At 44.7% G+C, this 13,852-nt stretch carries 13 protein-coding genes; 8 read left to right on the top strand and 5 right to left on the bottom strand.

The features are described 5' to 3' along the window. Positions 1–42 precede the first annotated feature (42 nt). The gene (locus WD077_05600; protein MEX0966691.1) at positions 43–1,293 is read right to left on the bottom strand and encodes an aminotransferase class I/II-fold pyridoxal phosphate-dependent enzyme; all 1,251 of its coding nucleotides are present in this window, start codon (positions 1,291–1,293) and stop codon (positions 43–45) included. A 134-nt stretch (positions 1,294–1,427) separates the two neighbouring features. Between WD077_05600 and bamD the strand changes: the two genes are divergently transcribed. From bamD to recN, 5 genes are read left to right on the top strand one after another with little or no spacing between them, the layout of a single operon-like run. Continuing rightward, positions 1,428–2,252, top strand: coding sequence for an outer membrane protein assembly factor BamD (gene bamD / locus WD077_05595; GenBank protein ID MEX0966690.1), 825 nt, complete (start codon positions 1,428–1,430; stop codon positions 2,250–2,252). Positions 2,253–2,254: 2 nt separating this feature from the next. Continuing rightward, positions 2,255–2,599: a DNA-directed RNA polymerase subunit omega gene (locus WD077_05590; GenBank protein ID MEX0966689.1), complete on the top strand. Its 345-nt coding sequence runs from the start codon at positions 2,255–2,257 to the stop codon at positions 2,597–2,599. 5 nt (positions 2,600–2,604) lie between these two features. Next, on the top strand, positions 2,605–3,822 hold the full coding sequence (coaBC, locus tag WD077_05585) for a bifunctional phosphopantothenoylcysteine decarboxylase/phosphopantothenate--cysteine ligase CoaBC (GenBank protein ID MEX0966688.1): 1,218 nt from the start codon (positions 2,605–2,607) through the stop codon (positions 3,820–3,822). Then, positions 3,819–4,715 carry a DUF4835 family protein gene (locus tag WD077_05580; GenBank protein MEX0966687.1) on the top strand — a complete coding sequence of 299 codons (897 nt, stop codon included), beginning with the start codon at positions 3,819–3,821 and terminating at the stop codon, positions 4,713–4,715. The genes coaBC and WD077_05580 overlap by 4 nt, the downstream gene beginning before the upstream one ends. 14 nt (positions 4,716–4,729) lie before the next feature. Continuing rightward, positions 4,730–6,394 (top strand): DNA repair protein RecN, encoded by a 1,665-nt coding sequence (recN, locus tag WD077_05575; GenBank protein ID MEX0966686.1) that lies wholly within the window; start codon positions 4,730–4,732, stop codon positions 6,392–6,394. A gap of 37 nt (positions 6,395–6,431) precedes the next feature. Here recN and WD077_05570 read toward each other — a convergent pair whose 3' ends face one another. The 4 genes from WD077_05570 to WD077_05555 all read right to left on the bottom strand — a co-directional run bounded on the left by WD077_05570 (position 6,432) and on the right by WD077_05555 (position 9,985). Beyond that, the gene (locus WD077_05570) at positions 6,432–6,809 is read right to left on the bottom strand and encodes a VOC family protein (protein ID MEX0966685.1); all 378 of its coding nucleotides are present in this window, start codon (positions 6,807–6,809) and stop codon (positions 6,432–6,434) included. Positions 6,810–6,926: 117 nt separating this feature from the next. After that, the gene (locus WD077_05565; protein MEX0966684.1) at positions 6,927–7,226 is read right to left on the bottom strand and encodes a hypothetical protein; all 300 of its coding nucleotides are present in this window, start codon (positions 7,224–7,226) and stop codon (positions 6,927–6,929) included. Positions 7,227–7,332: 106 nt separating this feature from the next. Next, positions 7,333–8,184, bottom strand: coding sequence for a glycosyltransferase (locus WD077_05560; protein MEX0966683.1), 852 nt, complete (start codon positions 8,182–8,184; stop codon positions 7,333–7,335). Positions 8,185–8,398: 214 nt separating this feature from the next. Further along, positions 8,399–9,985, bottom strand: coding sequence for an RsmB/NOP family class I SAM-dependent RNA methyltransferase (locus WD077_05555; GenBank protein ID MEX0966682.1), 1,587 nt, complete (start codon positions 9,983–9,985; stop codon positions 8,399–8,401). A 51-nt stretch (positions 9,986–10,036) separates the two neighbouring features. Between WD077_05555 and WD077_05550 the strand changes: the two genes are divergently transcribed. The 3 genes from WD077_05550 to WD077_05540 all read left to right on the top strand — a co-directional run bounded on the left by WD077_05550 (position 10,037) and on the right by WD077_05540 (position 13,732). After that, positions 10,037–10,666 (top strand): YceI family protein, encoded by a 630-nt coding sequence (locus WD077_05550; GenBank protein MEX0966681.1) that lies wholly within the window; start codon positions 10,037–10,039, stop codon positions 10,664–10,666. Between the two features lie 165 nt (positions 10,667–10,831). After that, positions 10,832–12,808, top strand: coding sequence for a cation:proton antiporter (locus WD077_05545; GenBank protein ID MEX0966680.1), 1,977 nt, complete (start codon positions 10,832–10,834; stop codon positions 12,806–12,808). A gap of 447 nt (positions 12,809–13,255) precedes the next feature. After that, a complete protein-coding gene (locus tag WD077_05540) occupies positions 13,256–13,732 on the top strand; it encodes a hypothetical protein (protein ID MEX0966679.1) in 477 nt (158 codons plus the stop codon). The last annotated feature ends 120 nt before the right edge of the window (positions 13,733–13,852 follow it).

The raw sequence follows: 13,852 nt of genomic DNA, 5'->3' as shown, positions 1-13,852 counted from the left end.
ATTGGTGATTAAAATGTTTAGTGTTGTTGTTAAAAGGAAAATTTAGCTTGAATGCATGCTGTAAAGCTTCTCAGTTGCATAATGGCTGTTTTGCAGTTTCATGGCAACGTGAGAGAATGCTTCAAGCGTTTCATCAACATCTTCCAGTGTATGGGCGGCAGTGGGGATCAGGCGGATCATCATCACGCCTTTGGGCACTACGGGATATACTACGATAGAGCAGAAGATATTATAGTTCTCCCTGAGATCCACAATCAAATTGGTAGCCTCTGTGGGATTTCCGCTTAGGAACACCGGAGTAACAGGACTATTGGTATTGCCGAGTTTGAAGCCTCTGTCCCGCAATCCTTTTTGCAAAGCATTTACAATGGTCCAGAGACGTTCTCTGAGTTCCGGCTGTTTGCGCAGCAGTTCAAGGCGCTTTAAATCTCCGATTACCAAAGGCATTGGCAATGACTTAGCAAAAATCTGTGAGCGCATATTGTAGCGCAGATATTCAACTACCTGTTCATTGCTCGAAATAAATGCTCCTATACTGGCCATGCTCTTGGCAAAAGTGGAAAAGTAAATATCAATATCTTCCTGAACACCCTGCAGTTCGCCTGTACCGGCTCCGCTCTCACCCATGGTTCCAAAACCGTGAGCATCATCTACCAGCAGGCGGAAATCATATTTCTGTTTCAGCGCAACTATTTCCTTCAAATTGCCCTGATCTCCAGACATTCCGAACACGCCTTCGGTTATGACCAGAATACCGCCTTTAGAATTATTGACAATGCGCTGAGCCCGCTTCAATTGCGTTTCAAGGCTGTTAATATCATTATGAAGGTAGGTGTAGCGCTTACCATAATGTAACCGCACGCCATCAATTATACAGGCATGAGATTCAGCGTCATATATGATTACGTCATGCCTATCAACCAGTGCATCAATTGCGGACAAAACCCCCTGATAGCCGTAGTTCAGCAGAAAGGTATCATCCTTTTTTACGAAGTCGGAAAGTTCATGTTCCAGTTGTTCATGATGATTGGTATTTCCAGACATCATTCTTGCGCCCATCGGATAGGCAAGGCCCCACTCTTCGGCAGCTTCCTGGTCTACCTTCCTTATTTCAGGGTGATTGGCAAGTCCCAGATAATTGTTAAGACTCCATACGAGCTTCTCTTTGCCACGGAATTTCATGCGATTACCTATTTCTCCTTCAAGTTTAGGAAAAGTCAGGTATCCATGAATGTCCTTAGCATGTTGGCCTAAAGGGCCTCTGTTGAGCAATATCTTTTCAAAAATATCCATGAAATTCAGGTTGATTCGTAATAAGGGGACAAAGCTAAAGCAAATGGCAAGTATTTGCAAAACATTAAACTGACGGTCGTTTGTAATTTTTTTACCAATATTAGCGTATATATCAGTAATTTTGCACGCTTATTATGAATACCATCCAACGATCAGCCGGATTTTTCCTCATCCTTTTTATCTCCGTTGCTATTTTTCCCAGTTGCAGTAAGTATCAAAAGGTACTGAACGGGGATGACATGGAACAGAAGCTGGAATACGCTGAAACCTATTACGAAAACAATCAGCACAGCCGGGCACTGGCATTGCTTGATGAAATATATCGCTTTTATGTAGGTACGGAAAAAGGCGAGAAAGTTACCTTCTATCTGGCTTACTCAAATTACCATCTCAAGAATTTTCTCCTGGCTTCCTACTATTTTAAGAAGCTGGCCGATTCTTATCCCCGTGGGGAACACGCTGAAGAAAGCATGTATATGTATGCTTACACTCAGTATCTCAACTCCCCCCAGGCAGATCTTGACCAAAGCAATACACGCGGTGCAATAGAGGCATTTCAGTTTTTTGTTAACCGTTTTCCTGACAGTGACAGAGTAGATGAAGCCAACCGTTACATGGATGTTTTTAGAGATAAACTTCAGCGCAAGACGTTTAATGCCGCTATGGCCTATTATCAGATAATGGATTACAAGGCCGCTGCATTTTCACTGAAAGCAGCCCTGGAAGAATACCCTGCTATAGAAAACCGGGATGAGGTGGAAATCTTAATTCTTGAATCATATTACAAACTCGCAGAAAACAGCGTGGAGACCAAACAAGCCGAGCGCTACATGGATACAATTGAAGTGTATCAGGAGTTTATCGAACGTTATCCGGATTCAAAATTTCGTAAAGAAGCCACGGACATATATGAAAAGGCACTCCAGAATCTTGATGACATTAATTCTAAAAAAATCTAAAAATGATTAATAAAGAAATTCCAAGCGAAATAATAGCAAGAGACCTGAAGATCCTTCAGGAGCCTACAGGAAATATTTATGAGACGCTGGTGATCATAAGCAAGCGCGCCAACCAGCTTTCGCTTCAGCAAAAGGACGAACTGCAGTCCAAGCTCGAGGAGTTCGCCCCTAGTACCGACAGTCTGGAGGAAGTATTCGAGAACCGCGAGCAAATTGAGATTTCCACGCACTACGAAAGGCTACCGAAAACTACGGTAGTAGCAACAGAAGAATTCCTGGCCGGGGAGATATATTATCGCAACCCAAACCGGGAGCAGAAACCTCCTGAAGAGATAGAACTCACATAAGGCGCGTGCCCCTGAAGATCCTCATCGGTGTATCCGGAAGCATTGCGGCATACAAGTCTGCTTCTCTCTGCCGCCTGCTTGTTAAGGCGGGGCATGAGGTAAAAGTGATCCTTACAGATGATGGTGCTGCTTTTATTACTCCGCTTACGCTTTCCACAGTTTCCAAAAATCCGGTTTATACCCGTTTTTATGAAAAGGATGGTACGTGGGTAAACCATGTGGAACTTGCTGCCTGGGCGGATCTCCTTTTAATAGCACCAGCCACGGCCAACACGCTGGCGAAAATGGCGAAAGGACAGTGCGATAACCTCTTGCTGGCCGTTTATCTGTCAACTACCTGTCCGGTTTATTTTGCTCCGGCTATGGACCGGGACATGTATCTTCATCCTGCTACACAATCCAATCTTGGCCTGCTGAAGGAACGGAGCCAGCATTTCATGATCCCGCCCGAAGAAGGAGAACTGGCGAGTGGCATTTCAGGGATCGGCAGAATGGCAGAACCGGAAACCATAATTTCCCTGCTTCCTCAAACTCAAAATGAGCAATTGGCCGGAATAAGATTTCTTGTTACGGCCGGCCCCACTTACGAGGCCATTGATCCTGTACGCTATATCGGCAACCACTCTTCCGGCAAAATGGGTTTTGCGCTGGCCGAGGCATTGGCACAAAAAGGAGCAGCAGTGGAATTGATAACTGGGCCGGTCCAGCTTTCGACCAATAATCCAGGGATCATGCTCCATCGCGTTATAAGTGCCGCAGAGATGGATGAAGTTTGCAACCGACTTTTCCCAAATTGTGATGGTGCGGTCATGGCTGCGGCTGTTGCAGACTTCACTCCCGAAGCTCCCGCAAAGCGGAAAATTAAAAAGGATAAGAATGAAAATAATTCATTGGTGCTAAAGTTGGTTAAGACCCGCGACATACTTTTGGAATTGGGCCGTTTAAAACAGCAAAACCAGGTGCTTGCCGGGTTTAGCCTTGAGACGAACAATGAAGAAGAGTTCGCACTGAAAAAGCTGAAAAATAAGAACCTTGATTTAATTGTGTTGAACTCTCTGAAGGATGAAGGTACGGGCTTTGGATATGACACAAATAAGATTGCTATTTTCACAGCAAAGGGAGAACACTTTAAATTTGATTTACAATCGAAAAGGAAAGCTGCACAGGACATAGTACAGGTAATTATTAAGATTTTAGAAGAAAAAAGAGGAAAGGCAAAATGAAGTGCTCAGGGTTGGTTTTAATATTCATTTATGCAATGACAGGTTATGCGTGGGGGCAGGAGTTGAACTGTGATGTGCGGGTAATCACTGATCAGATTCAAACAAGTGACAGGCGCATTTTTAATTCAATGGAAACCAGTATCAAGGAATTTATGAACAACCGGCAATGGACGGATGATGAATTTCTACCGGGGGAGCGCATTGAGTGCAGCATGGTAATAAATCTCTCCTCCATGCAGGGTGATGTTTTCAGTGGAACTATGCAGGTGCAGATTGGCCGCCCCGTCTATAGCACCGGATACAGGTCTCCGCTGCTGAATGTGTTGGATAAAGATATTGGTTTTGAATATGTTGAATTCCAGGCAATGGACTTTATGGAAGGCAGCAGTGTTTCCAATCTCACATCTATCCTGGCTTATTATGCATACACAATATTAGGATTTGATTATGATTCTTATAAAGAAATGGGCGGCACTCAGTATTATCAAAAAGCTAAGAATATAACCTCTGCAGCCGGTTCGCTCGGAGGTGGAGCAGGCTGGTCTCCTTCAGAAAGCGATCGCAACCGCTACTGGCTGGTTACGGAATTGCTGGATCCGAGATTTGAGCCGTTGCGAAAAACCATGTATACGTACCACCGGCTTGGGCTTGATATAATGTCCACAGATACTGACAAAGGCAGAGCAACCATTTTAGGCAGCCTCGAAAATCTTCAGAAAGTGCAGGAAGCCCGGCCAAACTCATACTCGCTGCAAGTATTTTTTGACGCCAAAGTAGACGAGATCAATAATATTTTCAGCGCATCAACGCCTTCAGAAAAATTCAAGGTTTTGAATATTCTGCGAAAAGTGGATGTCAGGCACATCACAAAGTATGAGGAGAAAATCAGGTAATTTCGTGGCATCTCATGCTCACGCACCTCACTATTTCCAATTACGCCCTGATAGATCAACTTGATATCTCCTTCAGGGATAAGCTGAACATCATAACCGGTGAAACGGGTGCCGGTAAATCTATTCTCCTGGGGGCCCTGGGCCTCATCCTCGGCAATCGCGCTGATACCTCGGCTCTTCTGGATCCCGGTCGAAAGTGCATTGTTGAAGGAACCTTCGCGTTTTCCGGCAATTATCTGCATTCCTTCCTGAAAAAACATGACCTGGATGTGGAACCTCAACTCATTATGAGAAGGGAAATCAGTGCCTCCGGGAAATCACGCGCCTTTATCAACGATACTCCGGTAAATCTACCCGCATTGCGCGAAGCGGGAGAAAAGCTCGTGGATATTCATTCTCAGCACCAGACCTTGCGGCTCAGCCAGTCTTCATTCCAGATGGAGATACTGGATGCTTTTACCGGCCACGAAAAAGCTCTGGAAGTGTATCGTAGTAAATTCCGGGAATACCAGCAGGCGCTTACCCGGACAGAGCAATTAAAAAAGCAGGAAGCTGAACTTTCGCGCGATCAGGAGTATCTTAAATTTCAGCTTAATGAAATAGAAACGGCTGCCTTTAAGCCACAGGAAAAGGAGCAACTGGACCAGGAGCAGGAATTACTGACGAATGCTGAGAATATTCAGCAGAGCCTGGAGCAGGCTATGTTTCTGAGCTATGATGGCGAAACGAGTGCTTTTGCGTTTTTGATGGAAGTGAAAAAGGCCCTCTCCGGGATCAGTCGTTTCGAGGCCCCGCTGCAGCAATTGCATGAACGCGTACAGGCCCTGCTGGTAGAACTAAAAGATATACACGCGGAATTATCCACCAGGCTGCACGCAGTGGAAGTGAATGAAGAGCGGATAAACGAAGTGAACAGCCGCTTGCAGCTTATGCAAATGCTGCTGAAGAAGCACCAGTTCTCTGCTTTGCCTGAGTTACTTGACTTTGCAGATTCTCTGCGCCAGAAATTAACAGCCGCTTCTTCATTGAATGACGAAATAAGGACAGCAGAAAAGGATCTTCAGTGCAAGAAAAAAGAGATTTCAGAACTGGCAGCCAAACTTTCTGTAAATCGCCAGAAAAACATTCCAGGCCTTGAAAAGGAGTTACAAACTTTATTGAAGCAGGCAGGCATTCCTGATGCAGTAATAAAGATAGACCTTCAACAATTGCCTGAGAGTCAACTCACATTAACAGGCTGTGATGCAGTGGAAATACTTTTTTCGGCCAACAGGGGGAGCAATCCAGGAAAAATTGGTACGGTGGCATCCGGTGGCGAATTATCCCGCGTAATGCTGGCGCTCAAATACCTGCTTGCCGGGACCCGCTTTTTGCCCACCATGATATTTGATGAAATTGATACCGGTGTCTCAGGCGAAACAGCCAAGAAAGTCGGGCAAATGATCCGCAAACTCTCAGGAAAGCATCAGGTGATCTGCATTACCCATCTGCCCCAGATTGCGGCTTTGGCCGATCATCATTTTATGGTATCCAAGAAAAGAGGGTTGGATGCCACCCATACCATAATCACCCGGTTGGAAGAGGAGCAGAGCCTGCTGGAAATAGCACAAATGCTGGCCGGCAAAACGCCCAGCGAAACCGCCATAGCCAGCGCCCGCGAACTCAAGGGAAGAATCTGATGACTTCTCCGCTAAGCTCGAATATTTAATAAAAGAATTACGGTTTAGGGATGGAAGTGATATACCAGGAATTGCCCCATTTATCTTTGGCGCCAGCGCTACGTCCATATTCTTTGTCGGCAGGCGCAAAAATAGTTTCGGCACCTTCGTCCAATGCTTTTTTGTAGGTAGCATCGGCATCCTTTACGTAAATCATAAGCGCTGCGGGTTTGGGTGTAAATTCATTCGTACTGTCAGCAAACATTATCATGCTGTCCCCAATCAACACTTCTCCATGCATAATTTGTGAATCCCCATCCGGTACGATCATCTTTTCCCTGGCTCCGAATACTTTGGTCATAAATTGCTGAAAAGCCGCTGCCCCGTTTACAATTAAAGAGGGCATTACCTGTTGATAATCTTTTGGTAAATTCATTTTTTTTGTTATATTAAATTTGAAAATTGTTGTATACAAATTTATGCGAATACCCGGATTAAGAAATTTGATTTATAAAGATTTAAAGATTATTAAAATATGTAATCTAAATGAAAGTCAGCTAACATTTTCATACGCTTTTTTTGCAAATTCTTTCCATTTTCCGGCATGCCTGAAAGGTATCTGCACCCAACCTCCCATGGGCCGGTTGCCCATCGGATCAAAAAGATGCGCACCCTGAAGGCCGGTAGCTTCTGATTCTTCTCCGCCCCTCAGCTTAAAGACCATTTCATTGTCGTACAACATCGCCAGGGCTTTGCCATTAGGCGCTTTCAGGCAGGGTGTGCCAAACATTTGGTCTTTCGTGGCACCTAATTCCGCTGCTATTTCATCGTAAAGTTCTTCTGCTTTCGTCATGTTTTCCGTATAGTTTGCTGGATGCTTAATTTTATTCTTGCTTAACTCTTCAGTTCGCAAATCTGTTCGATCCTAAGCCAAGTGCCAATAGCTAATAGCCAATTTCCTACTTTCCCTTTTTCCACTTATTATTACTGTAAAAAAATATTCGTGGGTTTAATATAGTTTTTATTTTATCGGGTAATAAATAGGTCAGGCCATATTGTGCAAAAGCCCGCAGGTGATTTTTTACGCCCTTCTTATTTGAAAAAGCCCTGATCTCTGCTTCGTAACCGGCACGGTCGGCTGACAGGCGATCAGCGTGCTGGCGGCTGGCAGCCAGAAAGGAACGCACCTGGTAAAGTTTGGCTACGGCTGCAAACGAAAACCAGAGATAATAATCTCCCGCAAGTTTCATTTTCCGCAAGGTTTCAAAATTTGCAGCCTTTAGCAATTCTTTCTTCCAAAACGTAGATTCCTGCTGCACATAGTAGAGGCGCCTGCCGTAGTATCCCTGCCTGATCATGGAAATATTATAGCGCAACGGAAGCACCCAATATACCGGCTGCCCCGTTTCGTTAGTGGAAACCGGAATCCCTGTCAGCCATTGCACTTCCCGGTTTTCCTCAAAAATTTCATGTACCGTAGCAAATGCACCGGGAAAGTAAAAATCATTCGCATTGATATAAGCAATGATCTCTCCTGTCGCCATTTCAAATCCTTTGACCAATGCATCATAGAGACCGCTGTCCGGCTCGCAGAGGTAGTGAATTTCCAGGCTGCGGCAGTCATATTTAAGCTGCCCGGCTTCTTGTAATTTCAAATAGCGCTGAATTATCTCACCTGTCCGGTCAGTGCTGCAATTGTCCAGGATGGTGTATTCAATTTCAAAATTACCATGCTGCTGAAGAATACTTCTGATGGTATCCTCAAGGTAGGTTTCAGCATTATAGCATGCAGTGATGATTGAGAATTTCATTTTTTTAGAATAACAAAAAGTTTATTTAATTAAAATGGTATTTGGTTTAAAAATTTGTTTTGTTTGGTAATATAGTTTTAATTAAAAAGAATATTCATTCCTGATTCGGCTGTGTTCTTTTTATCAGGCTTTTATTTTTTGTAATTTAAATTTTCTAAAAATCAACTTCTTATCATTTTCTTAATGCTGAATTATTAATGTAAAAACACAGCAATTAACCTTTTCTTTTATCATCCAAATGCTCCTGATACCGCTCCACATCCAGCCGGATTTTGTATTGTGCAGGGAAATGAATATTGAAGCGGTTGCCAAGATTTTTGATCCATCCGAGCGGCAAATGTTCATAGCGCACTATTCCCCAACCTTTGAAGCCGAGGTCAGGCAGCGGAAAGCTTTCGCGGCTCAGGTACTTTAATGATTGCTCTTTGTCCAGTGCAACTACCGGTATTTTTTCTGAAAGCGATAAACTCATGGCCAGTTCATGTGAAGGTACAAATTTGCCGTGTTTAAAGCTTCCCAGGTGCAGGCCCGGTTTCAGCACTTTTAGCTTTTGCCACATCTGGCTTACCAGCGGGAGAAATGCTGCCGGCAAAGCATAAGCTTCATCTTCCTCTTTGACAACGCTCAGTGCCTCTGATTCCGAATAATATTCCTGTATGGTCTCCATCTCAGCGGAAGACAATGCCATCAATGAACGTCCTTTCGGGCGGGGCCGGCTCATCATTCCCTCTCCGGTTTTGCGGAAACAGGAAATGAACATTCCTTCGCCCCGCACCAGACCAGGCAGGCAATAATATACCGGATGCCCTCCCTGCGCGGTTTCCACCAGGCGTTCTTTTACGCCCCAGTCGGGTTGTAGTGGCAGCAAGGCAGGCTGGAGGATATTCCCGAATACTTCGTACAGCGATTGCACATTTGCCTCGTTTTCTTCCGCCTCGAAAGTACACGTGGAAAAGATGAGCATTCCGCCAGGTTTTACCAGGTCCACGGCATGTTGCAGCATTTCACGCTGATCATGCGCACAACGTTTCACGAGGCCTTCACTCCAAAGCTCTGCGGCCTTTGAGTCTTTCCGGAACATGCCTTCTCCGCTGCAGGGCGCATCCACCACTACCACGTCAAAAATTCCATTGAAAGCTGTAAAAGCGTCCGTGCGGTTATTCGTTACCATCACCTGTGGATATCCCCATCTTACCAGGTTTTCCTTCAGCACCTGCGCCCGCTCATGCACCAGTTCATTGCTTATGAGCAGGCTTTCGGGCTGTAGTTGCGAGAGGAGCAGTGTGCTTTTGCCTCCGGGGGCAGCGCAAAGATCCAGCATCAGCATTCCGGGTTTAAAATCAATGGCATTGGCAAATAGCATGGATGAAGCCTCCTGCACGTAGTAGGCTCCAGCATGGTGCAGCGGATCGAGCACATACGGTGGACGGTCCTGAAGATAGCGGCCATGCGGATTCCAGGGCACCGGCTCTTCTGATTCGAAACACGCACTTCCTTTCAGCGGATTCTGACGGATGGACAGGACCGGGGGTTCCTGCATGGCGTCAAGAATGGTTTCTGCCTGATCAGGGAAATGTGCCTGCAGCCTGGCGATAAATGCCTTCGGAAACGGGTAGGATTGCATACCGCAAAGGTAAGCGGGATTGGCAGCCTGGCATACAGCGGCATTCTGGGGGAACGGATGCTCCCGGAGCTTTAAAAAACCATCTGTAGCCGGAAAATTGATACCCTGGTAAACCGAAAACCATTTTAAAGAGTGCTGTACTAAATAATCAGGTATCAACATTAAATGTATATACATATAATTGGCATGGTTATCGAAAACACGCTCTGGAATTTAAAATTTAGATCAATGAAGAATTTGAAACAACTATCGCTTTTAATCATGTTGCTGTTTTCAGCAGCTACTTTTTCTCATGCTCAAACGGCAGTAGGTCTTAAGGCTAAGGCAGAACGCCAGGAAGTCAATACTGAAAAGAGCACCATTGACTGGCGGGGCGAAAAAGTTACCGGCAAGCATAATGGCACCATCAATCTTCAGGAGGGTTACCTTATGATGGCCAATGAAACACTGATGGGCGGATCATTTACCGTGGACATGAATTCCATTGAAAACCTTGATATTAACGATGATGGTTCCAGAGGAAAACTGGTAGGTCATTTGAAGTCCGAGGATTTCTTTTATGTGGAAAAACATCCGAAAGCTACTTTCATCATTCTGGACGTAAAGGAGAATGGAAACGGAAGCTATGACGTTACCGGTAACATGACGATCCGGGGCAAAATAAACAAGGTGACTTTTCCTGCAAAAGTGGAAACATCTGAAGGGCAAACTACCGCAACGGCTGAGATCACTATTGACAGAAGCCTGTATGATGTTAAATATGGCTCAGGCAGCTTTTTCGATGGACTCGGAGATAAAATGATCCATGATGACTTTGAGCTTACCGTGAAACTAGTTACCAATGAAAGCGGCCTTTAAAAGCGGCTTTTAGTTTCTATACTTTTTTACAAAACAGCCTTGCCGGGAATTCCCGGCAAGGCTGTTTACTTTTGACGATCGTGGAATCGCACGGCTCTTTTTAAAGTCTGTACGACAGAATCAGGAAGACAATCCTTAAAGAATTTTAAGACGAACTTTGCCCGGATGGAAATACCGTTGCTCAAGGATATCGTGATTTTACTCGGCCTTTCGGTCGGTGTTATTTTTATTTTTCAGAAGCTCAAACTTCCCACTATACTTGGCTTCCTGGTGACGGGCATCGCATTTGGCCCGTCTGGCTTTGGCCTTATTGAAGCTTCACATGATATTGAGATTTTATCTGAGATCGGCATTATCCTGCTGCTCTTTATAATCGGGCTTGAATTTTCGCTTGGTGCGCTGGCACGGATCAAAAATGTAGTACTGATTGGAGGCGCAAGCCAGGTATTGCTGACCATAGGAGCAGTTTACGGAGTTACGGTACTCCTCGGCTTTCCTATGAACCAGGCGCTGTTTTTTGGATTCCTGGTGTCATTGAGCAGCACGGCCATAGTGCTTAATTTGCTGCAATCCAGTGGGATGATGAACAGTCCGCATGGGAAAATAGCCCTAGGCATTCTCATCTTTCAGGACATTATTGTTGTGCCGATGATGCTTCTCACGCCCATGCTGGCGGGCGAAGGTGGCGATCTCTGGTACGAACTGGGAATCCTTTCACTGAAGGTGGTGGGCGTGATTGCTATCACGCTCATTTCAGCGCGCTATCTTGTACCACGGCTTCTGAAAGCTATTGTCCTTACCCGCAGCCGGGAGTTGTTCATCATTTCAATTGTGGTCATCTGCTTTGCTATTGCCTGGGGCACTTCGGTTATTGGCCTTTCGCTTTCACTGGGCGCATTCCTGGCGGGCCTCATCATCTCCGAGTCGGAATACAGCCACCAGGCATCCGGGCTCATTATTCCTTTCAGGGAAATATTCAGCAGCTTTTTCTTCGTGTCCATCGGGATGCTGCTGGACATACAGTTCTTCCTGTCTCACGTATGGCTGGTGCTGGTGCTGGTGGCTGCCGTTTTCGTGATAAAGTTTACGGTACTCTTTATTTCAAGTGCAATCCTGCGCTATCCAACCCGAACGAATTTGCTCAACGGTTTCACGCTTTTCCAGGTGGGTGAATTTGCGTTTATACTGGCGGCTGTGGGCATGAGCCACAATTTACTGGACAATGATCCTTATCAGTATTTCCTGTCGGTTTCCATCCTTACTATGGCCGCCACACCTTTTGTGTTTCAGGCCTCAGATAAACTTTCGATGCTGTTGCTGAGCAAAAAGCGGCAGAAGGTAGCAGCCATACAGAAGGATAAGGATCTGGCTGATGTGCAGAGCACGCTCAAGGACCACCTCATCATAATTGGTTATGGTTTCAACGGCCAGCAGTTGGCACGTATATGCAGAGCAGCTAAAATTCCTTATGCTATTTTAGATATTAATACTGAAAACGTGGCATTGGGAAAATCCACTGGTGAGCCGATTTATTTCGGAGATGCCTCTAATCCTTATATGCTGGAGCATTTGCATGTGTATCATGCCCGTGTTGTGGTCGTTGCTATTTCTGATCCGCCTGCCACTGAGAAGATCGTTGCTTCTGTCCGCAGCATTTGCAACACCGCTCACATCCTGGTGCGAAGCCGTTTTCTCAGCCAAACGAACGACTATCTTAAACTTGGGGCAAGCGAAGTGATCAGCGAAGAATTTGAGACTTCGGTGGAAATATTCACACGTGTATTGCACCAGTATCTTGTGCCGGAAGGCGATATAAAGAATTACGTAGAAGGAATCCGGAAGGAAAACTATGAAATGCTGCGTCCTTTCTTTAGTCAGAGCATGAGCCTGGGGCTGCCCAGTTGGCAGGATTTCAAGGTTCTTTCCTTGCGGGTAGAAACCACCGATCCTGCAATCGTGAATATTCCCCTGAGCGAAAGCAAGTTGCGCAGCCGCTTTGGAATCAGCGTAATGGCAATATACCGGGGTGAGGAGGTGCAAACCGTGGTGGATCCGACTACACACCTGAAACACGGAGATCTGGTATACGTTTTCGGAAGTCCGGAATCAGTGAGGAAATTCGGAAAAGCCGTAAAAGGATAAGATCATTTTTAATTTAATGGCTAAACTATTTCTCCTGAGCAGCAACGACATATCAGGTGTTTGTTTTTCTCCCGGTTAGAAAAATCCAGAAGGGATGTAATAACATTCTGATATTGAGTTTCAGGCTAAAGTGAATTAAATCACCACAATGCTCTTTTGCCTAAAAGCCATCTCAAACTACTCCTTAAATTGCCATTTACCGGATATTGCATAAAAGAATACGCTGGCGCACAAAACTTCCCGGTTATGAATTGTTCACTATATCTTAAGGTTTAAACCACAGATCAGAATAATTTTTGCCCGGTAAAAAAAGTAAAGGCAATAGTGCCGAAGAAACTCAATGCAAAGTTTGAGGAATATATTTACCTTAAATTTTTAGTTAAAAAAAGAACAACTAATATTGTAATGAAGGGCACTAAGCGAATAAAATAATTGAATTCAAAACGTATGAAAACTTTTACATTTAAACACCGATGGTTGGCCATAATTTCTATTTTAATTTTGTCAGGTTGTTCCAAAGACAACAGCCTGTTTCCCTCAACAGAAAATAAATTAGAAGGACAGTGGAAATATGAGAAAGTCAGGTACTGCAAGGACTGGGCGATATCAGGAGAAAACCTGACGGAGCAATATGAGAATTTGATAATTGAATTTAACAGCGATAATTCTCTTAAGCAGGTTGACCGTATCAGCGGTTTGGAAAAGACAGGGATTTGGTCATTGGAGGAAGATACATATTATCGGTACCAGGCGGAAGGGAGCCAGGCACAATATAGGGAGCGGCTTAATGCCTCATTAATACATCCTGTAACTGACGAACTGGAATTACTGAACTGGAAAAACCTGATGGTTACAAAAAGAAAAATTACCTGTATTGAAGAAAAAGACGGGGGAACCTATACTTATAAGCTGATTAAATTATAAAGCTTTTATTAAATTAGGTTGCTCCGAGGACAGGCATTTCTGGTTGCTAAGTTTTTTTCTGAAATAACGAGGGTGTAATTTAAACTCTGTCTTTTGAGAAGTGAATAATTTTTTTACACT

It is taken from the genome of Bacteroidia bacterium, assembly GCA_040880525.1.
Classification (GTDB): Bacteria; Bacteroidota; Bacteroidia; order CAILMK01; family JBBDIG01; genus JBBDIG01.
Note: the sequence above shows the minus strand (reverse complement) of the source record. Positions and strands in the feature narration are given on the sequence as shown.

Excerpts from the sequence above, each read along its gene's own strand:
- bamD (MEX0966690.1), top strand. The coding sequence starts at position 1,428 with ATGAATACCATCCAACGATCAGCCGGATTTTTCCTCATCCTTTTTATC.
- WD077_05540 (MEX0966679.1), top strand. The coding sequence starts at position 13,256 with ATGAAAACTTTTACATTTAAACACCGATGGTTGGCCATAATTTCTATT.
- WD077_05580 (MEX0966687.1), top strand. The coding sequence starts at position 3,819 with ATGAAGTGCTCAGGGTTGGTTTTAATATTCATTTATGCAATGACAGGT.
- recN (MEX0966686.1), top strand. The coding sequence starts at position 4,730 with ATGCTCACGCACCTCACTATTTCCAATTACGCCCTGATAGATCAACTT.
- WD077_05565 (MEX0966684.1), bottom strand. The coding sequence starts at position 7,226 with ATGACGAAAGCAGAAGAACTTTACGATGAAATAGCAGCGGAATTAGGT.
- WD077_05590 (MEX0966689.1), top strand. The coding sequence starts at position 2,255 with ATGATTAATAAAGAAATTCCAAGCGAAATAATAGCAAGAGACCTGAAG.
- WD077_05555 (MEX0966682.1), bottom strand. The coding sequence starts at position 9,985 with ATGTATATACATTTAATGTTGATACCTGATTATTTAGTACAGCACTCT.
- WD077_05560 (MEX0966683.1), bottom strand. The coding sequence starts at position 8,184 with ATGAAATTCTCAATCATCACTGCATGCTATAATGCTGAAACCTACCTT.
- WD077_05545 (MEX0966680.1), top strand. The coding sequence starts at position 10,832 with ATGGAAATACCGTTGCTCAAGGATATCGTGATTTTACTCGGCCTTTCG.
- WD077_05550 (MEX0966681.1), top strand. The coding sequence starts at position 10,037 with ATGAAGAATTTGAAACAACTATCGCTTTTAATCATGTTGCTGTTTTCA.
- WD077_05570 (MEX0966685.1), bottom strand. The coding sequence starts at position 6,809 with ATGAATTTACCAAAAGATTATCAACAGGTAATGCCCTCTTTAATTGTA.
- WD077_05600 (MEX0966691.1), bottom strand. The coding sequence starts at position 1,293 with ATGGATATTTTTGAAAAGATATTGCTCAACAGAGGCCCTTTAGGCCAA.